The sequence below is a fragment of the Hyphomonas sp. NPDC076881 genome (assembly GCF_050269995.1).
Lineage (GTDB): Bacteria > Pseudomonadota > Alphaproteobacteria > Caulobacterales > Hyphomonadaceae > Hyphomonas.
In genome coordinates this window covers 57,396-78,963 of record NZ_JBNNJJ010000001.1, presented here as the reverse complement: position 1 = coordinate 78,963, position 21,568 = coordinate 57,396, and the positions used below count along the sequence as shown (strand labels likewise).

Genomic DNA, 21,568 nt, shown 5'->3' with positions numbered 1-21,568 from the left:
TTCATCTGGTCCCGTAATAATCGCAGAGCGTATCGATCAGGGCTTGAGAGATGCCCGGCCGGCACCGGTAATAAATCGTCTGGGCGTCGCGGCGGCTTTCCACCAGCCCGGCTGCGCGCAGTTTGGCCAGGTGCTGGGAGACCGCGGACTGGGATTGCCCCGTCATCTCCGCTAGCTGGTTGACGGGCAGTTCCCCCTCGCTCAGCGCGCACATGATCTTCAGCCGGGTTTCGCTGGCCATTGCCTTCAGGACGCCAGCGGCTTCGTGAACCCTCTCGGTGACCACGGCAATGCTGCTCGCCTTTTTGCGCTTGGCCATTGCCATTAAATGTTCTCCTCGGAAGGGTCAGACTGGTGCGTAGACGAGGTGGGGCGCTTCTGCGCACCTGTCCAGCCCGCGAGATGGGAAAACTCAGACCAGGCCCGCAGTTTGAGCAGCCAGCCACAACCCGATGACGAGGAATAGAAGCGCGGCGATCCCGCGCACAACCTTGAGGGGGACGCGCCGGATCAACTCATGCCCCAGAAACACTGCGGGCACGTTCGCCAGCATCATCCCCAGCGTCGTGCCCATGGTGACCATCAACAGGTCATTGAACCGGGCACCGAGGGCAACGGTTGCCAGCTGGGTTTTGTCGCCCATTTCCACCAGGAAGAAGGCAATCACCGTCGTCATGAAGGCGCCAAAGCGGGCGGGTTTGTCCTCCATATCGTCGAGCTTGTCGGGGATCAGCGTCCAGGCGCCCATGGCGATGAACGACGCGGCGATCAGATACCGGAACCAGTCGCCTTCCAGAAAGGCAGCAGCCTGCGCCCCGGCAAGTGCCGCCAGGAAGTGGTTGGCAAGCGTGGCCACCAGAATACCGAGAATGATGGGAACGGGGCGCTTGAACCGTGTTGCCAGCAAAATGGCCAGCAGTTGGGTCTTGTCGCCAATCTCGGCGAGCGTGACCACGGCGGTCGAGGTGAAGAGTGCTTCCACGAGGATCGTCTCCGGGCCGGGCAGTTGTTGATTCCAACGACATCGCATCCTCGCCCGGCAAGGCAGGAGGCAATGTCATTGGTCTCGCCCGAACGGTATGACCGCTCCTTCCGCACCATGGCCTCTCGACCAAGTATGTTGACGCGGAAGCCCACCTTGCGGTGGCTGGCTACTCCCCAGATGACCCGTGCCGATTATCCCGGAAGCGCCGCCCATGCAAGAGCCGCGTGGAAAGTCCTTCACGAGGATGAACTGAAACACTGGCCAGGCGTCCCAAACCCGTAGAATCTGAACACAAGCCCGATGGACACGTGAATGTTACTTTATTACATTTATGGCCAGTTCAGTATTGTGTGGAATGAGGTGGTGTGTGGTGAGGTGTTTTGCGGCGGCAGTTATGATTTTCCTGCTCGCTGCGTGCGGCGGCGGCGCGCCTGACGGTCAGAATGATGCCCTGAACGAACCTCCTCCAATGCCGGAAGGCGCCGTCAGTGAAACCTTCGAGCGGCCATCTCCCTCCGCCTACGTCAGCGAGCCGGGGCAGGCGGTTCCCGAATCGGGCGGCGAGAATGGTTATTGGGGTGTCCGGGAGGGAGAGGCGCTTCCCATCATCTGGGAAGACCTGATGCCCCAAGGGGCCGGCGAAGCGCTGGAGCAGGAGTATGCCGAATTCTACAAGGCGCTGGAGGCCCGGTATGCCAGCCAGCCAATGGAGATGATCGAGGAAGGGTCAGACCTTGATTACATGCCGCAACTGGGCGGGTTCGACACCGTTCCTGAGCTGGACGGCATGCTGATCCGTATACCCGGCTATGTGGTGCCCTTCGATTTCAACCTGAAGAACAAGCAGGCGGCTTTCCTGCTCGCCCCCTATATGGGGGCCTGTATCCATACTCCGCCGCCGCCTCCCAACCAGATCATCTATGTCGAAGCCGATCCTGCCGTGAAGATCGATGACATATGGACCGCCTACTGGCTGGAAGGGACGCTGAGTGCGCAGACGCAGGAAAGTGATCTGGCCGCTGCCGCTTACACGCTGACGCTCACCAAGATCGAGCCCTATGGCGTTCCCTGAGCGCCCCGGAAAAAGGGGTGACCCGAAAATGCCCGTCTCTGCGCCTTAAGGGGTGAGGGCAAATGTGCCCTCAGCTCTGCCTTGTGCCCATGCCGGGCAAGGGGCACGTCAGGAGAGACTTGCCATGCTGCGTGCGCTGATCGTTGCCCCGCTTCTGATTATTCCGGTGTGCCTTTATCTTCTTGTCTCTCTGACGGCAGGAAAGGGGGGGACGCAAGCAAGACTGGATGGCGCATTGTTCAGTCTACCCATGATGTCTGGCGGGCGATTTGTGTTCGCTCTGGGCGATCTTGTCCTTCTGATCGGGCTCATCTTCCTGTTTGTTGAAATCCTCAAGGCAGCGCGCACCAAGGCAGACGCCATCGTCAATCATTCCCTTTCGATGGTGTTGCTGTTGTTCAGTGTGATCGGGTTCCTGGCCTTTCCGGGCTTTGGAACGTCCGTCTTCTTTCTGCTGATGGTCATGACGCTGCTGGATGTCGTCGCCGGGCCCATCGTCAGCATCGTTGCCGCCCGGCGCGATTTCGGGATCGGGGAGAATGTCGGCGGCTAGGTCTCAATTCTTGCAGGTCAGTGCTCGAAGGGGGGCAATTTTCTCTTCCTCCCATCCCGCAGTCGTATCTTCCAGCAGGGCTTTCACGCCGAAATATCCCTCCGCCCGCCTGACCAGCCCGCAAGACCATACCCGCGCCGGATCGCCTGCATCAATCTCTGCGCCCTGCGAAAGAACGTTCAGCAGGCGGACCTGGTAGAATTTGTCTTCCGGAAACTGCTGCACCAGCCCTTCCATGAGATGGGCTGCTTCATCCGCAGCCATGTGTGCCGCGCTGATATTACCGGACCTGAACTCAGCGGTCGCGAGCTTCTGCAGCATCGCAGACAGCCCTTCCGGGCCGCCGGCATCCTCTGGATCATCGGCCATGATTTCCCGCGCTAGGGCAACGGCCTGCTCGGCGCTCGCGCGGCTCCTTGCCATATCTCCCGCCAGGCGCGAAGCAGTGGCCATCTCGCCATGGGCGACCATCAGCTGCGTTTTGAAGTAATAATTTTCCGGTTTCTCAGCCAGCTGCGCCGCGCGCAATGTTATGGCTGTGTCCAGCGGTTCGAGCGCCTCCGCCCCGCGCTCTGCGCCGGTTAGCAGCATCGCTTCCTGCATGGCGAAATAGGCCTGCATTTCCTCGCCGCTGCCGATGCGCGCCACCATCTCCGGCGTCAGCTCCGATCGCCACTGGCGAACCTTGGTCAGCGCTTCTTCCGTACGTTTCTCGGCGGTCAGCAACTGAAGTTCATCGGTCCGGATGCTCCAGAAGTGCCGGAGAATAGGGCCTTCCCCTTCGCTGCCAAGAGAAAGGCCCCGTTCGGCGAGAAGCCGGGCCCGGTCATTGGCCTGATGCGCCGTCACCAGATCGTTCTTGTGGTAGAGATACTGCATCGTCAGCATGCGCTCGGCCATCAGCAGTTCGGCAATGGCCGTTTTATCATTCGGGTTCTGCTCCAGCGCGCTGTTCAGGGCCTTCTGCGCATCCAGGAACAGCTGCATGGATACTTCATTTTCGCCCAGGTTTGCGATGCCGATGCCGCCATAAAGGTCGGCCAGCCGGGACGTAATGATGCCCACCTCGACCAGAACTTGCTCTGGCGCCTCCTCGTCGAGTTGGAGGCCGTCGATATAATCCTTCACCACCCCGGCAAGCGCCTTGCGCGCTTCCATTGATCCTGAGATCTTCTCTGTCTGGTCGTACACGTCGAAAACCAGCGTACGGCTGAGCTCCCGCGCCTGGGTGAAACGCTTGTTCGCAATGTCGAGGGCGGTTTCGGCGCGGTTGTACTGCACCACAGTCGTGGCCAGCGCCGCGCTAAGCCCAATGATCACTCCCGCAATCGATGCCACGGTGATGCGGTGGCGGGCTACGAACTTCCTGAACCGGTAGAAACGGCTCCCGCTGTAAGCCGCCACCGGCTTGCCGGACCGCAGGGCGCTGATGTCCTCATTGAGGGCATCGACGGAGGCATACCGGTCCGCAGGCTCCTGCGCCGTGGCGCAATTGATGATCGCCGTCAGCTCAGGAGATCGCTCGTCCGGTTTCAACAGGTCCGCCAGCAGTTTGCCTAGCGAATAGATGTCAGACAGCGTGTTGGCAGCCGCCCCGCGCGAACGCTCCGGCGCGGCATAGCCCGGTGTATAGCTCATCGCCTCCTTGCTGCCGGGCGGGTTGAACCGGGCAGGGGGCGAGCTGTCGGGAGATTTGGAAATTCCAAAGTCGATCAGCTTGACCAGGCCGCCCTTGTTCACCAGCACGTTGGAGGGGGTAATATCCCTGTGAATGATCAGGTTCTGGTGGGCAAACTGCACAGCGCCGCAAAGGCTCTGAAACAGATGCAACCGTTCACGGAGGGAAGCGCCGGTTCGCTCCGCCCAGACCAGCAGAGGCTCGCCGTCCACATATTCCATGATCATGTAGGGAGAGCCGTCGGCCATCTCCCCGCCATCATACAGGCGCGCGATGTTGGGATGGTTCAGCGCCGCAAGGATCTGCCGTTCCCGCTCAAACCGCTCTATGAGAGTTTCGGAGAGAACGCCGGGCCGGATGATCTTGATGGCGACGGTATGATCGAAATTGCCGCTCGCCCGCTCGCCCTTGTAGACCGCGCCCATGCCGCCCTGGCCGATCGTCTCGATAATGCGGTAGGCGCCAACCTGTTCGGGCGCTTCCGGCTCAACCGTATCCTGGCGGGCGCCGCCGGTCTTCAGGGCGCCTGGATGGGCGCGCTCGGTAGCCAGCAGGCCCAGCACACGCTTTTCCAGCGCCGCGTCTCCGGCGCACTGACTGCGTACCCAGGCCTCCCGCTGATCGGAGGGCATGTCGAGGGCCTGCGAGAGGAGTTCGAGGGCGCGTCGTTCAGTCGATCCGGTGCTCATCCTGCTTTGCTTCATTGAGGCAATCCAGCAGCCAGGCACGCGCCGCCCGCCAGTTGCGTTTCACCGTGGCTTCAGAAACGCCCTTGATGGCGGCGATCTCTTCCAGCGTCATACCCCCGAAATAGCGCAGTTCGACGATTTCGGCCTTCTCCTCGTCAATGACGCTGAGCCGGATAAGGGCCTTCTCCAGCACATCCATCTCGATCCGGTCGGCACTGCCATCGGAGAGGCGGGACACCAGGGTCACTTTCTGATGGTGGCGCTTGTCGGACCTTTTCTTACGCGCGTGGTCGATCAGTACCCGTCGCATGGCCCTTGCGGCCAGCGCCAGGAAGTGAACCTTGTCGGCCCATTCGATCTGGTCCACCCGCATCAGGCGGATGACGGCTTCGTTCACCAGGTCTCCGGTCGAAAGGGACAGGTTGCGTTCAGAGCGGATCAGGCCCGCCGAAATCTGCCGGAGTTCGGAGTAAAGCTCGGTGAACAGCCGGTCGCGCGCGGTCAGGTCGCCCGCCCGCCACGCATCCAGCAATTGCTTGGCCGATATGTCACCCGGTTGGCTCATCGCCACCTCCCGCTGCGAAACTGTCGCAAATTCCGTGCCGCGACAAGGCGCAGCGCCCGCTCTGGAAATATTTTTCGGAGATTGTGACCGGAAATCGCGCGATCTCGCGCCTTCAACATCAGAAGCGAATTAGCTGAAGGCGCCTCAGATGGAACAGACCCTCCAAGAGACATTGCAACAGATCCCCCCCGAAGCGTGGCCAATCATTGAAATCCTCTTCAATGTCACGATGGCGGCAGCGGGCATCTGGCTTGCCCTGACAGTCTTCGTCATCTGGAGACGGCATGCGTCGAACCTGACGCCCGTTAATGCAACCAGCAAGAACAACAAGGCTCAGCCCGACTTCCTGAAGGTGGACCAGAAAGCCAGGGCCGAGGCGATCAAGCGCGGGGACCTACACGAAAGAGCGCTTGACCGGCGGGACGCGGAAGAAGCCAGGGCAGAGGTCAAAGCCAATTCCGCGTCTCGCCGTGAGCCTTTGACATTCGCTCAACGGATCGCCGGCCTCGTCACTTTCGTGATGTCGGTGTTCACCCTGTTTTCGATTGTCACAACCTCGATTTTCACCGTCTCCCGCATGGGAGACATGGTCGGGGAAGTGTCGGCGGTAGACCGCATGGTTTCGATCGTCATGGCGCATCCGATCCCGGTCTCTGTCTGCGTGCTGATCATCTTCGCCCGCGTCTACACCCAGTTCTTCATGACCGCTAAGAAGGAGGGCTGATCCATGGCCTCTATGCCTCTCGTCCTGACTGACCCGAACCTTCTTGCCGAATTCGTGCGGGAAGCCGAATTCAAGACCTTCTTCGAAAAACGCTTTGCCGCGCCGCCAGATCTTGCGGCCCTGCTGTTCAAGAATGGCCAGCTGATCGACAGCTTCGCCGGCGCCCACTTCTCCGTCGGCGGCCTTGCGAATGCCATCAAGGGTGTCGTAGGCGGATCAACGCATATCGCCATCATGCTGGCAGACCTGAAACCCTTCAGCGTCAATATGAGCTTCCAGGGCGTTTCGCGGGACAATGTGGAGGTTGGCGGGCTCTGCACATTCGAGCTGCAACTCAACCCCGACAAGCCGTCCAACATCCTCGGCCTGATGCGCGGCGTCGCGCGCAATGAGCGGGGTTCGGAGAAGGAAAGCGAACTTCCCGGCCGCAAGGCGCTTACTACGCTCGACATTCTGGAGCGTCTCGCGCCCCATGTATCCGACCGCGTGCTGGAGGCTGTGATCAGCCGGACTGACGCCGGTGACATGCGCGGCAATACCGGATTACAGGACAAGATCCAGGCGGACATGATGCAGGAAGCTGAGCGCGTGCTCGGCGATCTCGGGGTGCTGGTCCGCGCTGTCTCCGTTGAATGGGCGCTCAACAGTGTCGAGATGGAAGCCTTCAAGCGCGCCCAGATCGACCGGGATCAGGAGGCGTTGGATTACCAGCTTCAGCTTCTCAAGCGCGAGATGTCCCGCGAGGCTGAAGCCACCCAATTCAAGCTCGAAACTTCCGCAGACCTTGCCAAGGTCCAGGCCGCGACGGATGACGAACTCGCCCATATGGTCCTCGACAGCGAGGTGCGCTTCATCGACGCCCGCGAGGCTGTCACGCGCCGTCATGAGATGGAATCCCTCGCTCATGAGGTGGAAGTTCTGCGTACTGAACGCGCGGCCAAGGTGGAGATGGAAATCGCCGATGCCGGCCATCTCATAGACCTGACCAGGGAAGCGGCCCGCCTGCGGAAAACCGAAATCGAGATTGAAGAGCTCGATGCCCGCCATGTTCAGAGCCTCAAGAAAATGGGGGTGATGACCGATCTTGAGTTGAACGAACGCCGTCAGCGTATGGAGCTGGACATCGCCCGCCTCGCTCAGGAGCAGGCGGCGCGTAATCTCGAGACAATGATGAAGCTGGAGGCTGCCGGCGACGACCGGACCGCCCAGCGCGGCATCCTCGTGTCGAAATCCGATACGGATAATAAGGTCGCCCTTATGAAAGCTGAGGCTGACGCGCGCACCGCGCAGCTGATGGCGGGCTCGAAAATGACGCCGGAACAGATCCTGGCGATCAATGCCGGTCTGTCGCCCCAGGTGGCCGAAGTCCTCAAGGAGCAGGCGCGGGCCCAGGCCGGCAACAGCCAGGAATCTATGGAAATCATGCGTGAGCTGATCAAGGGCGCTTCGGAAGAGCGCGCCGTCAGCCGTCAGCATGAACTGGACATCCTCAAGGCCGGTATGACCGGCGCCACCGGTGTCGCCCATGGCGCCGGAGGAAAAACCGGTACAACGCCAGAAAGTTTTGGCGAGAATGCCGCCAATGTCGATTGCCCGAAATGCGGCAGGTCGCTGCCCGCAAAGGCGAATTTCTGCACCGGCTGTGGCCACAAGATGCGGACTTGATCCCCATGGCCATCGTCACCTCCCGCAACACCGGGCCGCAACGGACACAGGCGGAGTGTTGCTACACCTCGGCCCTCGACTGTGACGCGACCTTCTGCGGAGACTGCGGAAAGCCGCTGATGCGGTGCATGGCAGCCGAGGAGTGCGCGGGCCTGCTGGATGATCGGGGGCTCTGCACGGTCTGTGTCGCGCCCTATCTGCAGGTGGATGCCGGCGCGCTGACTGTGGCAAAGGTCGGAGGCGCGGTCGCGCTTCCCATGTCCATCGGAAATCTGTCCGGCGTGCAGCGGCCTCTTTTCGTCACGGGCCTCTGGAGCCGTGAGGCATCTGGTCCGTGGCGGGAGGAAAATCTCGGCTGGGAGCGGCTGGATGCCGGCGAATCCCGCCCCATCAGCATCGTTGCAAACCAGATCGAACGGGCCGGGGCACACGGCCTTCAATTGCTGGTCGCGATGGCTAGCCGCTGGCGCTGGCGCCAGGAAAACTTTGCCTTCACCGCAAACCTCACCCTGATGGTGGAAGACCCGCATTCTGAAAAGGGGCCGGTCGTCAATATTGGCGGCGAAAGCGCCGGGCATGGAAACCTCGTCTACATATCCGGAAAGAATGATGCCAAACCGGCCATTCAGCAGACGGATCAGGCTGTCGCGCTGCCTTTGGTAAGAGCAGAGCGTGAAGAGCGCCGCCTTGGGTTGCGTGGCATTGATGCTGATAACTGGGTGCCCCGAAACGCCGAATTTTCCTGGCTCGGCTTTGGGGAGGGCGACGCGCCCTTCAACGGACCGATCATGACACAGGACGGCATGCTCGCCATCGGCCGCAGCCGCACCCGCCGTCAGGGCGGGGAGGGCGATGTGCGCCTGCTGGTCTCCGGGGCCTCAGACGAACTGGACGAATCCGCCAGCCTGCTCATCTCGCGCCGCCATTTTGAACTTTATATCGAGTCTGACCGCCTGATCCTTCGCGTAACTGCTGGCAGCGGGCTGCGCGTCAATGGCAATGCTTATGGCGAAGGCAAGATCGTCCGGCTCGCCGACGGCGATGTGATCGCGCCCCTTGTTTCCTCGCCGGAGAGGCTCGGTCTGCGGGTCAGTTTCCGCGTCGAGCATGGCAGCGCCCGGCAGATAATTTTCCAGCGCCTTTCTCAAGTCCGGAAGTAGGGGCTCCCAATGACAAAATGCAGAAATTGCGGCGCGCAACTCAATTCCGGTGACCGGTTCTGCCCGGAGTGCGGCGCCGATCAGCAGGGGAGCAGCCTCGAGGCGCTGATGACCATTGGCGGCCTGGAAACGATGGATCCATCCCAAGCACGCCCTACTGAACGCGAAGGTATGCGCGATCTTTCTCCCGGTACGGAATTTGCCGGTAGATACGTCATCGAGAGTATCGTCGGCAAGGGCGGTATGGGTGTCGTCTATCGCGCGCATGACAAGTTGGCCGACAAGGCGGTTGCGCTGAAGCTCATCCGGCCTGATCGCCTCGCCGGGCAGGGGGCTATCAAGCGCCTGATCTCGGAAGGCATCACCGCGCGCGATATTCGCCACCACAATATCGTGGCGGTCTACGATGTGGGCGAGACAGAAGGGCAACCCTTTGTATCCATGGAGTTCATCAAAGGGCAATCTCTGCGCGACTGGCACCGGGACAAGATCCGTCAGCGTCAGGACATACCGCTGCGGGTCGCTGCGCGCGTCATCGCAGAGGTGCTTGATGGTCTCGCCGCGGCGCACGGCGCTGGCGTGGTTCACAGGGATCTGAAACCTGAAAACATCATGCTGATCGACGAGCCGACCGCGGCCGCCTCGCCGTTGAAAATTCTGGATTTCGGGATTGCCCGCGCAACATCCGGCGCCATGGACTCGGGCATCGGAACTGGCCTCGGAACCCCGCGCTATATGGCGCCTGAACAGGTTACCGCCGCTGACAGTGCCGGCCCTTCCGCCGACATCTATTCTCTGTCGGTGATCTTCTACGAACTGCTCGTGGATGTTCTGCCCCAGGGACATTGGCAGCCGCCATCGGGCGGGCGGTCAGACGTGCCCAAGACCATCGACGCGCTGATCGAACGCGGCCTTTCCAACCGTCCGGCAAATCGTCCGCAGACGGCAAAAGAATACCGCAAGCAGCTTGTCGATGCGGTCAATGTCGGCCCGGCCTATGTTCCGGAAACAAAACCCGAGCGCACGCCCGGACCGCGCGGTAGCGGCGGTATGTTCAAATGGATTGGTATCAGCAGCGCGGCGGCCTTCGCCCTGTTCCTGCTGATCGCAGTCGCGGGCGCAATTGGAAATGAGAACGGCGGGGGCGGTGGGAATGGCGGCGGAGGCGGCGGCAGCTCTCCCTACGCCAGCCTCAGTGGGCGCTGGGACGATGGCGCCGGAAACGTCTACAATGTCAGCGTTTCCGGCAACGGCGCCTTCTCCGGAACTGGCCAGAGCAGCTATGGCTACAACCTCCAGATCTCTGGCAAGCTGAACGGCACATCCGGGGACTTCACGCTCAGCGCGCCAGGGGCCGGGTTGAACTATCAGGGGCGGATGCAGTGGGATCAGGGCTGCCACATCAGCTACCAGACCTATGACATGTCCGGCTCCTTCGCCGCGCAGGGCCAGATCCACGTAAATCACCCTCCGGGCGCGCCATGCCCCTGATGATTATCGCAACTCTGCACACTGAAAGCCGGCATTGCCGTCAGCGCTACCCCTTTGCCCCGCCACTCAAATCCTGAACGGAGAAGTCCAATGTCTGGTAACTGGTCTGGTTTCAGCCTCAATGGCTGCCGCTTCGAGCCCAAGCCGTCTGCCGCGCCGACCCTCGCCGCGCCTACCATCCGCCTGCCGGACCGGGTCGACCTGCGCGTCCACTGCTCGCCGGTCGAGAACCAGCTACAGACGAACTCCTGCGTTGCCAATGCCGTTATCGGCGCGCTGGAATATCACCATCTCAAGGCAGGCCGTTCACTGACGGATCTTTCCCGCCTGTTCGTCTATTATAATGCCCGGAAGCTTTCGGACTCGACACATCTTGACCAGGGCAGCTTCATTCATCATGGCATGGCCGCCGTGCTGGCTTATGGCGCGTGCGAGGCGGCGCTCTGGCCCTTCAATGAGTCGATGGTCACCACTCAGCCTCTTGAGACCTGCTATCAGAACGCCCGCAACTATGAAGCTGTCCAATATGCCCGCACCCCGCGCGGCGTCCCTGCGCTCACCGCTCTGGCGCATGGTCTGCCCATCGTGTTCGGCATCTTCGTGCCCGGTGAATACTACGATGCTGCCGCGAAAAGTGGCCGTATGCCGCGTCCGGACCAGGTGGTGCCCCAGCGTCCGCCATCGGGCCATGCGATGCTCATCGTCGGCTACGACATGACCGAGCGCGCCTATCTCGTCCGCAATAGCTGGAGCGCCGGTTGGGCAGAGCAGGGCTATTGCTGGATCCCGTTCGAAACGATGGATGCCTGGTCCATGGAAGAGGATTTCTGGACGATCGGTGCCATCGAGGACGCGAAAGGGTTTACCCTGATGGGGCCAAGCCTCACCGAGTCCATGAAAGGCGTGGGTGTGTCGTCCGAATTGCTCGAAGCCCGGGCCCGCAAACTGGAGAGCCTGCGAACAGGCCTGCGCAGCCAGCTCAACAGCAATCTCGAAACAGCCAAGCGCGACTTCCGGGATCGCTTGCGCGGAAAGTAACTGCGGCAGAAGACGCCGGCCGCACTTGTCACAGACAGGGTGATCGGGTCAGCGCGGCTCGGCCGGGCCGGCGGGCAGATCTGTCACCGGGCCCACATCCAGAACGGGGGAGGCGTCAATGTCTGCGGCGCCAAGCAATGAGACAAGCCGCGTCAGCGCCGCGTTGACGTAAGCTTGTTCCCAGTCGGGCAGCTGCGCAAACCGTGCGCCAAACTCCGCCTGCAGAAGATCCGGCGCCGCCTTCAGAACCTGGCGGCCTTCTGGCGTGATCTGGACCCTCACTGTGCGGCGGTCGGCGTCTCCCCGATTGCGCAGAACAAGACCGCGTGCCTGAAGCTTGTCGAGCAGGATGGAGATCGTCGCCTGTTTCAGCCCCGCCGCCCGGGCGAGTTCGCCCGGCTGCGCGCCATCCCGCTGCGCCAGCTCCTTCAGCACAACGAGTTGGGAGGGGGTGAGGCTGGTGTCGCGCGCCAGGGAGCGTGATTGGGCCTCCACGGCCTTGAGAATCCGGCGGAGGGAAATCAGCGCCATTTCGGAGGCGGGATGGGTCGATTCGAGGGAGTCATCTGCAGCGATCATGAGGTTCAATCTAAGTCAATTCCATTGATCAACAAATAATTTGTATACCTAAATATCTGCTGGATGCCCTGTCATTTCCAGCGATTATGCTCATTAACAATGCAACCAACCACGGGCCTTGGGGTTGACATTCCCGTCAGGATAATAATTTGACGAACAAAATAATAGACCAATGGGAGCCGTCATGCCCGATGAGGCCACCACAATGGATGGAACCGATTCCATCCCGGACCGAAGTCAGACCGCAGGTGCCGTGATCCAGATCGGATCGCCGGTGCCGGAAGATGCGGCCGAAATTAACGCGCTAATTGCCGCCTGTCCGCCACTCGACACCAATTCGCTCTATGCGAACCTGATCCAGTGCACTCATTTTGCCGCTTCTTCTGCCGTGGCGCGAATGAACGGCAAGGTTGTGGGCTGGATTTCCGGCCATCGCCCGCCCGGTAAGGGGAACACCTATTTCCTCTGGCAGGTCGCCGTGCATGCGGACGCCCGCGGTCAGCGGCTGCCCCGCCGGATGCTTGCGCACATCCTCTCCCGCCGCGCGCAGGCGGGCGTATCGCAGATCGAAACCTCCATCACGCGCGCCAATGATGCTTCCTGGGGATTGTTCCGCAGCATAGCGGGCTGGCTGTCTGCGCCGCTGCGCGAAGAGCCCTGGTTTGATCGCCACCGGCACTTCGCTGGCCAGCACGATACCGAATTTCTCGTCACCATTGGCCCATTCCAGGCGCCGAAGGCTTCGGGCTGATCCGTCAGCCCCCTGTCAAATCAGAGCAAAAAAAGGAGCCATCAATGGCCTATGAACATGCATCTGCACCCTCGAATATCTTTGAACGCCGCGAGTCCCGCGTGCGCAGCTATTGCCGCTCGTTCCCGGCAGTGTTCCGCTCTGCGCGCGGCGCCGAACTGATCGCGGAAGATGGCACCCGCTATATCGATTTCCTGGCTGGCTGCTCCACATTGAATTACGGCCACAACCATCCGGAACTGAAGCGGGCCCTGCTGGACTATATCAAGGCCGATGGCGTGGCCCATGGCCTTGACATGCACACCCGTGCCAAGGCCCGCTTCCTAGAAACTTTCGAGCGCCGCATCCTGAAGCCCCGCGGGATGGACTATCGCGTGCTGTTTCCGGGGCCCACGGGGGCGAACGCCGTTGAGGCAGCGCTGAAGACGGCACGGAAAGTCACGGGGCGGACGAATGTGATCGCCTTCACCAATGGCTTCCATGGCATGACGCTGGGCGCGCTCGCTGCCACCGGTAATTCCGGCAAGCGCGGCGGGGCGGGCGTCCCGCTGACCGGTGTAACGCACGAAGCCTATGACGGCTATTTCGGCGATGACACCGATACGGCGGACCAGTTGGACCGGCGCCTGTCGGACCCCTCTTCGGGTCTGGACAAGCCGGCCGCCATCATTGTGGAAACAGTGCAGGGCGAAGGCGGGCTGAATGTTGCTTCGGATGCCTGGCTGCGGAAGATCGAGAAGATCGCCCGCAAGCATGGCGCGCTCTTCATCATCGATGACATCCAGGCCGGGATTGGCCGTACGGGCGGCTTCTTCAGTTTCGAGAAGGCAGGCGTCACGCCGGACATCGTGACGCTGGCCAAATCCCTTTCCGGGCTTGGCTTGCCGATGGCGCTGACACTCATCCGCCCACAGCATGACCAATGGAAGCCGGGCGAACATAACGGCACCTTCCGGGGCAACAACCACGCCTTCGTGACGGCCGCCAAAGCGCTGGACCTCTTCTGGGCCGATGACGCTTTCGAGAAGGAAACGGCTCGCAAGGCAGCGCGTCTGCGCGCAGGGCTGGAAAAGATTGCCGTATCCGCGCCGTTTGCCGGCCGCCTGAAGGGGCGGGGCATGATGTCGGGCATCGAGATGGAGAGCGGCGAAGTTGCCGCAGAAATCTGCGCGGCCTGCTTCGCCAATGGCCTCATCATCGAGACCAGCGGCAGCCGGGATGAGGTGGTCAAGGTGCTGGCGCCCCTCACCATCAGTGATGAGCAACTCGATGCCGGCCTGAAAATTATCGCGGATGCCGTGCGCGCAGTGAATGCGCGTCAGCAGAAATCCGCAGCCTGAAGGAGACAAGAATGATTGTACGAGACCTCGCAAAGGAAATCCTCACAGAACGCCGTGTCGACAGCGATGGCTGGTCTTCCGTCCGCCTGCTGCTGAAAGATGATGGCATGGGATTTTCTTTCCACATCACCACCATCCATGCCGGCGCCGAGTTGCACATGCACTACAAGAACCATCTTGAGAGCGTGTTCTGCATGGAAGGCACAGGGTCGATCACCGACATCGCAACCGGCGAGACGCACACCATTCGTCCCGGCGTCATGTATGCCCTGAACAAGAACGACAAGCACATCCTGCGGGCTGACGCGGGCGCGCCGATGATGATGGCGTGCGTGTTCAATCCGCCGGTCACCGGCAAGGAAGTGCATGGCGCAGATGGCGCCTATCCTGCCGATGCCGCCCTCGAAAACTCTGCCTGAAGGGAGATATTCCATGATGACGGACACAGAACAGGATTTATATCCTTCCCGCCAGAAACCCCGGCCCGAATGGCTGGAGCGCCGCGACCCCGTGGTGCATGGTCAGCCGGGGCAGGAGCCACCGGTAGACCGTGAGCTGATTGATCAGTTCGTGCGCGATGGGTTTGTCGTGCTGGAAAATGTCTTTACGCCTGAAGAGGTGAAAGCCCTGACTCGCGAAGCAAACGCCCTGCGCGAGCGCGGCGGTCTGATCCCCGAAAGCCGTATCAGTGAGCGCGGAATGGAGGGGGCAGACGCTGTGCGCTCCGTCTTCGCGCCGCATCGCCAGTCTGACGTCTTCGAACGTCTGGCGGCGGATGAGCGGCTTTCAGGTCTCGCCCGGTTTATCCTCGGCGATGAGGTTTACATCCATCAGTCGCGCATCAATTATAAGCCTGCCTTCCGCGGCAAGGATTTCTACTGGCATTCCGATTTTGAAACCTGGCACACGGAAGACGGGATGCCCCGCATGCGGGCGATCTCGATGTCGGTGATGCTGACGGACAATCACCCCCATTCCGGTCCGACGATGTTCATGCCCGGCAGCCATATGAACTATGTAACCTGCGTGGGCGAAACGCCGGACGAGCATTACCGCGAGTCCCTGAAGAAGCAGGAATATGGTGTGCCTGATGGCGATAGTCTCGCCCATCTGGCAAAGCTCGGCGGTATCGAAGGTCCGGCGCCCAAGGCTGGCTCTGTCGTGGTTTTCGATTGCAATACGATGCACGGCTCCAACAGTAACATCACGCCCTATGAGCGCATCAATGCCTTCTTCGTGTTCAATGCCTGGAGTAACCGCCTGCGCGAACCGTTCGGCAAAACAAAGCCGCGTCCGGAATTTGTGGCCCACCGTCAGGTCAAAGAACCTATCCGCCCACTGAAGACCCTGCCGCCATTCCCCGTGGGAGGCCGATAACATGAAACGTACCGTGGAAAAGATCGGCGGCACGTCGATCTCCAATACGCAGGCCGCGCTGGAAAATGTGCTGATCGGTGGCCGTAACGGCGCAGAGCTTTATAACCGCATTTTTGTCGTCTCGGCCTATTCGGGCATGACGAACCGGCTGCTTGAGCACAAGAAATCCGGAGAGCCGGGCGTGTTCAGCCTGTTCTCCGGCGCCGGCAATAAATGGGCCTGGACCGAGGCGCTGGGCGCAGTGGCCGCAGCCATGGAAGAGAAGAACGCCGAAATGTTTGGCGGCGATCCTGAGCAGGCCATCGCGGACAATTTCGTGCGGGAACGGATTGAAGATGTTCGCAACTGCCTGATCGATCTGCACCGTCTCTGTTCCTACGGCCAGTTCCGGCTGGATGAAAATCTCGCCACCGTGAAGGAAGTTCTCTCCTCGTTGGGCGAGGCGCATTCGGCGTTCAACACAGCCCTGCTTCTTCAGAAGCATGGCGTGAATGCAAAGGCTGTGGATCTCACCGCCTGGCGGGACGAGCGCGATCTGACCATGGAAGAGCGGATGCAGGACGCGCTCGGCAAGATTGACCTGGAAACAGAACTACCCATCGTTACTGGCTATGCCAGTTGCCGCGATGGTCTCGTGCGCCAGTTTGGCCGGGGGTATACGGAAGTAACCTTCTCCCGCCTGGCTGCCTTGATCGGTGCGGATGAAGCGATCATCCACAAGGAGTTCCACCTCTCCAGCGCCGATCCAAACCTCGTCGGCAGCGACAAGGTCTGCAAGATCGGCCTGACGAATTTCGATGTGGCCGACCAGCTCTCGAACATGGGCATGGAAGCAGTCCATCCGAAAGCCGCCAAGATCCTGCGCCAGGCGGGTATTCCCCTACGGGTGAAGAATACCTTCGATCCCAAGGATGGCGGCACGGTCATCTGCGCAGACTATGCGCCGGAAAAGCCACGGGCGGAAATCGTCACTGGCCTCAAAGGCGTGTTCGCGCTGGAAGTGTTCGATCAGGATATGGTCGGCGAGAAGGGCTATGACGCGGCCGTGCTGGAAGCGCTCACGCGCCATTCCATCCGTATCGTGTCGAAATGTTCCAATGCCAATACGATCACCCACTATGTCGAAGGCAGCCGCAAAGCCCTCAAGCGCGCCGCCGCTGACATTGAGGCCCGCCTCGCGGGCGCGGCCGTCTCGACCAGCCGCGTGGCGATCGTTTCCGTCATCGGCGCGGATATAAACGTGCCCGGCATCACCGCGCGGGCGCTTACCTCCTTGCATGACGCTGGTGTGCCGCTCATCGGCCTGCAGCAGGTCTCCCGGAAAACGGATATTCAGGCCGTGATCCAGGAGGAGGATTTCGACACCGCCATCTGTGCCCTGCATGAAACGCTGGTGGAGCGGGCAGGCGCCTCCATCAGGCCGGCCGCGCCGCTGCGTCCGGCGGCGTGATGCAGCTTCTCGACAGGCCGGGGCTGGTCCTGTCGGGACACGGCAGTTTTGCGGCCTACCGGAACATCCTTGTTCTGGTGGCTGCGCTGACGCTGCTTCAGGGCGCTATGGCGGCGCTGGCCATGGTGATGTCGCTGAAACTGCTTGCAGCAGGCGTCGCCGGTGCCGGCATCGGCGTGGTGGCGTCGGCCTATTCGGCCGGCTTCCTGGGGGGGACGCTGATTGCGCCCCACGAAATCCGCCGCATCGGGCATATCCGCACATTCACGCTGCTGGCAGGCCTCTGCGCGCTGACCGCGTTGATCCTGCCGGTTGCGGGGCGTGAAATTGCCGGCTGGTCATTGCTGCTTGCGCTAGCAGGGGCAGGGGCGGCGGGCATGCTCACGGCGGGCGAAAGCTGGATCGCCAATGCCGCCCCGCCTCAGAAACGGGGCGCCATTCTTGGCTTCTACCATATGGTCTCCAAGACCGGCGCCATCGCGGCGCCTTTCCTTGTTGCCGCCGCCCTGGCGGGGCTTGGCGCCTTCATGGTGGTGGCGGGATTGTTCATCGCCGCGCTGCTGCCCGTCGCGGCGACCAATCGTAGCCAGCCCGAACTCGTCGCCGCCAAACCATTCGGGCCCAGACGATTGCTCTCCCTCGCGCCAGCGTCCGTTTTCGCGGCCTTCTGTGCGGGCGCCGTCAATAATTCCGTTGCCCAGCTTTACCCCGTCTTCGCCGCTGCCATCCGGCCTGAAGATGCCGCCGCCTTCTCCGCGCAGCTTAACGGCGCGATCCTTGCCGGCGCCATGATTGGTCTCTGGCCCATCGGCCTTGTGTCCGACAGGTTCGACCGCCGCATCGTCATTGCTGTAGCCGCCGGTATCGGGGCCGTTGCGGCTATCTTCCTCTTCATCACCGCAGCCATCAACATTCCCCCTCTCACGCTCCTCCTCGCTGCCATCTTCGGCGCCGGATCGCTCAGCTACTACGCCGTCGCCGTGGCCAATGCGGCAGATCGTGCGGCCCCGGAGGAAATCACGTCGATGATGGCAGGCATCCTCGTCGTCTGGGGTATCGGGTCTGTTATCGGCCCGCTGATTGCCGGTGGCTTTCTCCAGGTCATTCCGGGCGGGGGCGGCCTCTTCCTGTTTGCCGGCCTTGCGCTTGCGGGCCTGGCCATCGCTTGCCTCTCCCGTGCCGCCGTTTCGCCGCCTGTGCCCACGCAGGCGCGCGAACCATTTTCCGTATCCCCGGCCACCAGCCTTGCCATCGCGGAGATCGATCCGCGTGGCGAGCCTGAGCAACCGGACCTGTTTTCCGGGCCCACCTCCGGCCCACAGGAGGCCACCTCATGATCACCGCCATCAGCTTCGTCCTTATACTGCTCTCCTTCGTGGCAATCGGTCTGGCCTCAGGGCGAAAGGCAACCGGCAAGCGCAAGGACTATTACCTCGCCAGCAGCAGCGTCGCCCCCTGGCTTGCCGGGCTCTCCGCAGTCGCCACCAACAATTCCGGATACATGTTCATTGGGGTCATCGGGTTCACCTACCAGACCGGCCTTGCCGCCATCTGGCTGATGTTCGGCTGGATCGTGGGGGATTTCATCGGCTCCAGCTTCATTCACCGCCGCCTGCGCCAGGCCACCGCCCGGACCGGCGAGGCGTCTTTCGCCGCGGTGATCGCCCGCTGGTATGGGGAAAAGTTCGGTGTCTGGCAGAAGATTGCCGCTGTCATCATGGTCATCTTCCTGATTGCCTATGCTGCCGCGCAGATTTCGGCGGGCGGCAAGGCGCTCGAAGGTGTGCTCGGCATCAACCCATGGACGGGCGCGGTGATGGTCGCCACCATGGTCCTGATTTACTCCATCGTCGGGGGCATCCGCGCGTCGATCTGGACCGATGGCGCTCAATCAATCACCATGATGGCGGCCATGACGCTGCTGCTCATTGCCGCCTTCGCAGGCGTAGGCGGGGTCAGCGGGGCGATGGAGCTATGGCGCGCGATCCCCGGCTTTCTTGATCCTTTCCCGGATGATCTGCTCTTTCCCGGCGCACTTGGCATGGCGCTGTTCATTGTCGGCTGGCTGTTTGCCGGCTTCTCCGTGGTGGGCCAGCCGCATGTGATGGTCCGCTTCATGGCGCTTGATGATGATCGCAATATGGGCCGGGCGCGGGCCTGGTATTATGGCTACTTCACGATCTTCTATCTGCTGGCCACCGGCGTCGGCATGCTCTCGCGCCTCTATCTGCCGGATCTTGCCGACATCGACCCTGAACTCGCCCTGCCAATGATGGCAACCGAACTGTTGCCGCCCGTCCTCGTTGGTCTGATCCTGGCAGGCATCTTTGCGGCTACAATGTCGACCGCCGACTCCCTGGTCCTTTCCTGCTCGGCCGCCTTCACGCACGATCTGGCGCCCAAGCGGCTGGAGACTGCCTTCATGCTGAAAACGGCAACGGCGGTCTCCATCCTCATTGCGCTCGGCCTTGCCCTGTCGGGTAATCAGAGTGTCTTCAGCCTGGTCATCCTCGCCTGGTCGACACTCGCCTCGGCCTTCGCGCCGCTCCTCACGCTCTACGCCCTGCGCCGCCGGGTGTCGGAGCCAGCGGCGATCTTCATGCTGGTGCTGGGGGTCAGCGTGGCGCTCTTCTGGCGCTTCGGCCTCGGCTGGCACGACAGCATCTATGAAGGGCTGCCGGGCATTCTTGTGCCGCTGGTGGTGGGCTGGTTCCTGTCCCAGCGCCGCGAACCGGCCAGCGCGCCTGTTCAGCCTGCAGCCGCCGCAGGGGGCGGCCCGGCCGAATAATCCAGCGCCACCGCTTGAAAACAAGCGGTGGCAGTGCATTCAGGCAGCCTCCGGTTTACTGTATCTCCCCCTCTAGAAGCGGGAATTCAGGCATTTATGGCGTGTTCGCCACGAATTCCCGCATTCGTGACAATAAAATCTAAGGTGAAATCGGCTATGGCGCGAACACTAGCGACACAACAGCAGACTTCTTGCAGTTATGCGCGACGGAATACCGCCGGGCCTGCGTTCAAGCCCATAGAAATCATTTGAAGCTGAGCCTCCATGTCAAAGACCCATCTGCTGAAAGCCCGCTGGACCTGGATTATTATTGCCGCTGTGGCCGTGCTGGCCGCATGGCTGGCCTGGCAGGTCATCTGGGGCGGTGAGAAAGCCCCCGAGTACCAGACCGCAGAGGTCACCCGGGGTGATATTGAGGTGTCGATCTCCTCTGCCGGCAAGGTCGCCCCGAAGGACACCGTCGACGTTGGCGCGCAGGTGTCCGGCCAGCTGACTGAACTGCTCGTGGAAGCAGGCGATCTTGTTGAGCAGGGCCAGCTTCTGGCGCGCATCGATGCCACCATCGCCGAGACGAATGTGGAAGGCAGCCAGGCCCAGCTTCTGGAACTGCAGGCCAGCCGCCGGCAGCAGCAGGCCTCCCTGGAGCTTTCAAAGGCCAATGCAGATCGCGCGAAGATGCTGTTCGAGAATGATGCCATCGCCCGCGCTGATTTCGAAAATGCCCAGGCCGAATACACCATCGCTATCGGCGGGCTCGAGGCCATCAATGCCCAAATCACGCGCCAGAGTTCCACCCTGCGCGCCCAGCAGGCCACGCTGGAGTTCACCAATATCTACGCCCCGATTTCCGGCACGGTCGTGTCTCTGGAAGCGGTGGAAGGCCAGACACTCAACGCCAACCAGACCGCACCTACCATCCTGACGCTGGCTGACCTCACGATCATGACGGTCGAAACCGATGTGTCCGAAGCCGATGTCCTGCGCGTGAAGCCGGGGCAGGCGGCCTGGTTCTCGACGCTGGGGGATTCCACCCGCCGCTGGGAAACCTCGGTGCGTCAAATCCTCCCCACGCCGGAAGTTCTGAACGACGTGGTCCTCTACAAGGCGATGCTCGACATCGCCAATCCGGACAATCTGCTGAAGCCGGAGATGACCGCTCAGGTCTTCTTCATCACCGGCTCTGTCAAGGATGCCGTGCTCGTGCCGGTAACCGCGTTGCAGTCTGCTCCCCAGCGCGGCCAGCGCCCGCAGGGGCAGAACCGTGAAGGTGGCCGCGAACGCGCCGAAGGCGGGGCAGGGGAAGGCCGTACCGGCGGAGGCATGATGCAGGCTGAAGCCAGCGAGCGCGCCGGTGGCCCGCCGCAGGATGACAGCCAGCGCCGCGCCTTCATGGAAGCGCGCAAGGCCTATCCCGATGCCGAGGTCGCCACTGTCCTCGTCATGGCGGCAGATGGCACGCCGCGTCCGCGTCCCGTACTCATCGGCCTGAAGACGCGCACCCAGGCAGAAGTCCTCTTCGGGCTGGAGCCGGGACAAACCGTCGTTACCGGAGAGGTGTCGGCCAAGGCCCCGGCCACAACCGCCCAGACGCAGCAACGCATGCAACAGGGGCCGATGGGGCCGCCGCCGGGCCGCATGTAAGCGCCAGGTAGCAGGTATCGTC

The 21,568-nt window shown here is 61.7% G+C and carries 20 protein-coding genes and 1 riboswitch; of the genes, 15 read left to right on the top strand and 5 right to left on the bottom strand.

Annotated features, from left to right (window positions below; translation table 11 throughout):
* Position 1 precedes the first annotated feature (1 nt).
* Both ACQKI2_RS00355 and ACQKI2_RS00350 read right to left on the bottom strand, forming a co-directional pair.
* Complete coding sequence (locus tag ACQKI2_RS00355) at positions 2-319, bottom strand: ArsR/SmtB family transcription factor (protein ID WP_427377759.1); 318 nt, start codon at positions 317-319, stop codon at positions 2-4.
* 93 nt (positions 320-412) lie between these two features.
* Positions 413-982, bottom strand: coding sequence for a TMEM165/GDT1 family protein (locus ACQKI2_RS00350; protein ID WP_427377758.1), 570 nt, complete (start codon positions 980-982; stop codon positions 413-415).
* A gap of 13 nt (positions 983-995) precedes the next feature.
* Positions 996-1,173: riboswitch (yybP-ykoY riboswitch) on the bottom strand.
* A 206-nt stretch (positions 1,174-1,379) separates the two neighbouring features.
* On the opposite strand from ACQKI2_RS00350, the gene ACQKI2_RS00345 reads away from it, so the two are divergent.
* Together ACQKI2_RS00345 and ACQKI2_RS00340 are read left to right on the top strand one after the other, a co-directional pair.
* On the top strand, positions 1,380-2,057 hold the full coding sequence (locus ACQKI2_RS00345; RefSeq protein ID WP_427377757.1) for a DUF3299 domain-containing protein: 678 nt from the start codon (positions 1,380-1,382) through the stop codon (positions 2,055-2,057).
* Positions 2,058-2,181: 124 nt separating this feature from the next.
* A complete protein-coding gene (locus tag ACQKI2_RS00340; RefSeq protein WP_427377756.1) occupies positions 2,182-2,610 on the top strand; it encodes a hypothetical protein in 429 nt (142 codons plus the stop codon).
* A gap of 3 nt (positions 2,611-2,613) precedes the next feature.
* On the opposite strand, the gene ACQKI2_RS00335 is transcribed toward ACQKI2_RS00340, so the two are convergent.
* Positions 2,614-4,977 carry a protein kinase domain-containing protein gene (locus ACQKI2_RS00335; protein ID WP_427377755.1) on the bottom strand — a complete coding sequence of 788 codons (2,364 nt, stop codon included), beginning with the start codon at positions 4,975-4,977 and terminating at the stop codon, positions 2,614-2,616.
* The gene (locus ACQKI2_RS00330; protein WP_427377754.1) at positions 4,958-5,542 is read right to left on the bottom strand and encodes a sigma-70 family RNA polymerase sigma factor; all 585 of its coding nucleotides are present in this window, start codon (positions 5,540-5,542) and stop codon (positions 4,958-4,960) included. Before ACQKI2_RS00330 ends, ACQKI2_RS00335 begins: the two co-directional genes overlap by 20 nt.
* Before the next feature lie 148 nt (positions 5,543-5,690).
* On the opposite strand from ACQKI2_RS00330, the gene ACQKI2_RS00325 reads away from it, so the two are divergent.
* The 5 genes from ACQKI2_RS00325 (at position 5,691) to ACQKI2_RS00305 (ending at position 11,620) form a co-directional block, all read left to right on the top strand.
* Positions 5,691-6,266, top strand: a complete 576-nt coding sequence (locus ACQKI2_RS00325) for a hypothetical protein (protein WP_427377753.1) — start codon at positions 5,691-5,693, stop codon at positions 6,264-6,266.
* Between the two features lie 3 nt (positions 6,267-6,269).
* On the top strand, positions 6,270-7,931 hold the full coding sequence (locus ACQKI2_RS00320) for a hypothetical protein (RefSeq protein WP_427377752.1): 1,662 nt from the start codon (positions 6,270-6,272) through the stop codon (positions 7,929-7,931).
* A 5-nt stretch (positions 7,932-7,936) separates the two neighbouring features.
* Entirely contained in the window at positions 7,937-9,091 is a 1,155-nt protein-coding gene (locus tag ACQKI2_RS00315) for an FHA domain-containing protein (protein WP_427377751.1), read from the top strand.
* A 9-nt stretch (positions 9,092-9,100) separates the two neighbouring features.
* The gene (locus tag ACQKI2_RS00310; protein ID WP_427377750.1) at positions 9,101-10,582 is read left to right on the top strand and encodes a serine/threonine-protein kinase; all 1,482 of its coding nucleotides are present in this window, start codon (positions 9,101-9,103) and stop codon (positions 10,580-10,582) included.
* Positions 10,583-10,672: 90 nt separating this feature from the next.
* Positions 10,673-11,620, top strand: coding sequence for a C1 family peptidase (locus ACQKI2_RS00305; RefSeq protein WP_427377749.1), 948 nt, complete (start codon positions 10,673-10,675; stop codon positions 11,618-11,620).
* 48 nt (positions 11,621-11,668) lie between these two features.
* Here the strand turns inward: ACQKI2_RS00305 and ACQKI2_RS00300 are convergent, their stop codons facing one another.
* A complete protein-coding gene (locus ACQKI2_RS00300; RefSeq protein WP_427377748.1) occupies positions 11,669-12,199 on the bottom strand; it encodes a MarR family winged helix-turn-helix transcriptional regulator in 531 nt (176 codons plus the stop codon).
* A gap of 184 nt (positions 12,200-12,383) precedes the next feature.
* On the opposite strand from ACQKI2_RS00300, the gene ectA reads away from it, so the two are divergent.
* The 8 genes from ectA (at position 12,384) to ACQKI2_RS00260 (ending at position 21,546) form a co-directional block, all read left to right on the top strand.
* Positions 12,384-12,950 carry a diaminobutyrate acetyltransferase gene (gene ectA / locus ACQKI2_RS00295; protein ID WP_427377747.1) on the top strand — a complete coding sequence of 189 codons (567 nt, stop codon included), beginning with the start codon at positions 12,384-12,386 and terminating at the stop codon, positions 12,948-12,950.
* A gap of 44 nt (positions 12,951-12,994) precedes the next feature.
* The gene (ectB, locus tag ACQKI2_RS00290; RefSeq protein WP_427377746.1) at positions 12,995-14,290 is read left to right on the top strand and encodes a diaminobutyrate--2-oxoglutarate transaminase; all 1,296 of its coding nucleotides are present in this window, start codon (positions 12,995-12,997) and stop codon (positions 14,288-14,290) included.
* Between the two features lie 11 nt (positions 14,291-14,301).
* The gene (locus ACQKI2_RS00285) at positions 14,302-14,709 is read left to right on the top strand and encodes an ectoine synthase (protein WP_035595599.1); all 408 of its coding nucleotides are present in this window, start codon (positions 14,302-14,304) and stop codon (positions 14,707-14,709) included.
* Between the two features lie 16 nt (positions 14,710-14,725).
* Positions 14,726-15,667 carry an ectoine hydroxylase gene (gene thpD, locus ACQKI2_RS00280; protein ID WP_427378033.1) on the top strand — a complete coding sequence of 314 codons (942 nt, stop codon included), beginning with the start codon at positions 14,726-14,728 and terminating at the stop codon, positions 15,665-15,667.
* Between the two features lies 1 nt (position 15,668).
* Positions 15,669-17,117, top strand: a complete 1,449-nt coding sequence (locus ACQKI2_RS00275; protein ID WP_427377745.1) for an aspartate kinase — start codon at positions 15,669-15,671, stop codon at positions 17,115-17,117.
* Positions 17,117-18,454 (top strand): MFS transporter, encoded by a 1,338-nt coding sequence (locus tag ACQKI2_RS00270; protein ID WP_427377744.1) that lies wholly within the window; start codon positions 17,117-17,119, stop codon positions 18,452-18,454. Before ACQKI2_RS00275 ends, ACQKI2_RS00270 begins: the two co-directional genes overlap by 1 nt.
* Entirely contained in the window at positions 18,451-19,905 is a 1,455-nt protein-coding gene (locus tag ACQKI2_RS00265) for a sodium/proline symporter (protein ID WP_427377743.1), read from the top strand. The genes ACQKI2_RS00270 and ACQKI2_RS00265 overlap by 4 nt, the downstream gene beginning before the upstream one ends.
* Positions 19,906-20,169: 264 nt before the next feature.
* The gene (locus ACQKI2_RS00260; protein ID WP_427377742.1) at positions 20,170-21,546 is read left to right on the top strand and encodes an efflux RND transporter periplasmic adaptor subunit; all 1,377 of its coding nucleotides are present in this window, start codon (positions 20,170-20,172) and stop codon (positions 21,544-21,546) included.
* Positions 21,547-21,568: the final 22 nt, after the last annotated feature.

Coding starts and splice junctions, on each gene's coding strand:
- ACQKI2_RS00355 (WP_427377759.1), bottom strand. CDS start 319: ATGGCCAAGCGCAAAAAGGCGAGCAGCATTGCCGTGGTCACCGAGAGG.
- ACQKI2_RS00345 (WP_427377757.1), top strand. CDS start 1,380: ATGATTTTCCTGCTCGCTGCGTGCGGCGGCGGCGCGCCTGACGGTCAG.
- ACQKI2_RS00340 (WP_427377756.1), top strand. CDS start 2,182: ATGCTGCGTGCGCTGATCGTTGCCCCGCTTCTGATTATTCCGGTGTGC.
- ACQKI2_RS00335 (WP_427377755.1), bottom strand. CDS start 4,977: ATGAGCACCGGATCGACTGAACGACGCGCCCTCGAACTCCTCTCGCAG.
- ACQKI2_RS00330 (WP_427377754.1), bottom strand. CDS start 5,542: ATGAGCCAACCGGGTGACATATCGGCCAAGCAATTGCTGGATGCGTGG.
- ACQKI2_RS00325 (WP_427377753.1), top strand. CDS start 5,691: ATGGAACAGACCCTCCAAGAGACATTGCAACAGATCCCCCCCGAAGCG.
- ACQKI2_RS00320 (WP_427377752.1), top strand. CDS start 6,270: ATGGCCTCTATGCCTCTCGTCCTGACTGACCCGAACCTTCTTGCCGAA.
- ACQKI2_RS00315 (WP_427377751.1), top strand. CDS start 7,937: ATGGCCATCGTCACCTCCCGCAACACCGGGCCGCAACGGACACAGGCG.
- ACQKI2_RS00310 (WP_427377750.1), top strand. CDS start 9,101: ATGACAAAATGCAGAAATTGCGGCGCGCAACTCAATTCCGGTGACCGG.
- ACQKI2_RS00305 (WP_427377749.1), top strand. CDS start 10,673: ATGTCTGGTAACTGGTCTGGTTTCAGCCTCAATGGCTGCCGCTTCGAG.
- ACQKI2_RS00300 (WP_427377748.1), bottom strand. CDS start 12,199: ATGATCGCTGCAGATGACTCCCTCGAATCGACCCATCCCGCCTCCGAA.
- ectA (WP_427377747.1), top strand. CDS start 12,384: ATGCCCGATGAGGCCACCACAATGGATGGAACCGATTCCATCCCGGAC.
- ectB (WP_427377746.1), top strand. CDS start 12,995: ATGGCCTATGAACATGCATCTGCACCCTCGAATATCTTTGAACGCCGC.
- ACQKI2_RS00285 (WP_035595599.1), top strand. CDS start 14,302: ATGATTGTACGAGACCTCGCAAAGGAAATCCTCACAGAACGCCGTGTC.
- thpD (WP_427378033.1), top strand. CDS start 14,726: ATGACGGACACAGAACAGGATTTATATCCTTCCCGCCAGAAACCCCGG.
- ACQKI2_RS00275 (WP_427377745.1), top strand. CDS start 15,669: ATGAAACGTACCGTGGAAAAGATCGGCGGCACGTCGATCTCCAATACG.
- ACQKI2_RS00270 (WP_427377744.1), top strand. CDS start 17,117: ATGCAGCTTCTCGACAGGCCGGGGCTGGTCCTGTCGGGACACGGCAGT.
- ACQKI2_RS00265 (WP_427377743.1), top strand. CDS start 18,451: ATGATCACCGCCATCAGCTTCGTCCTTATACTGCTCTCCTTCGTGGCA.
- ACQKI2_RS00260 (WP_427377742.1), top strand. CDS start 20,170: ATGTCAAAGACCCATCTGCTGAAAGCCCGCTGGACCTGGATTATTATT.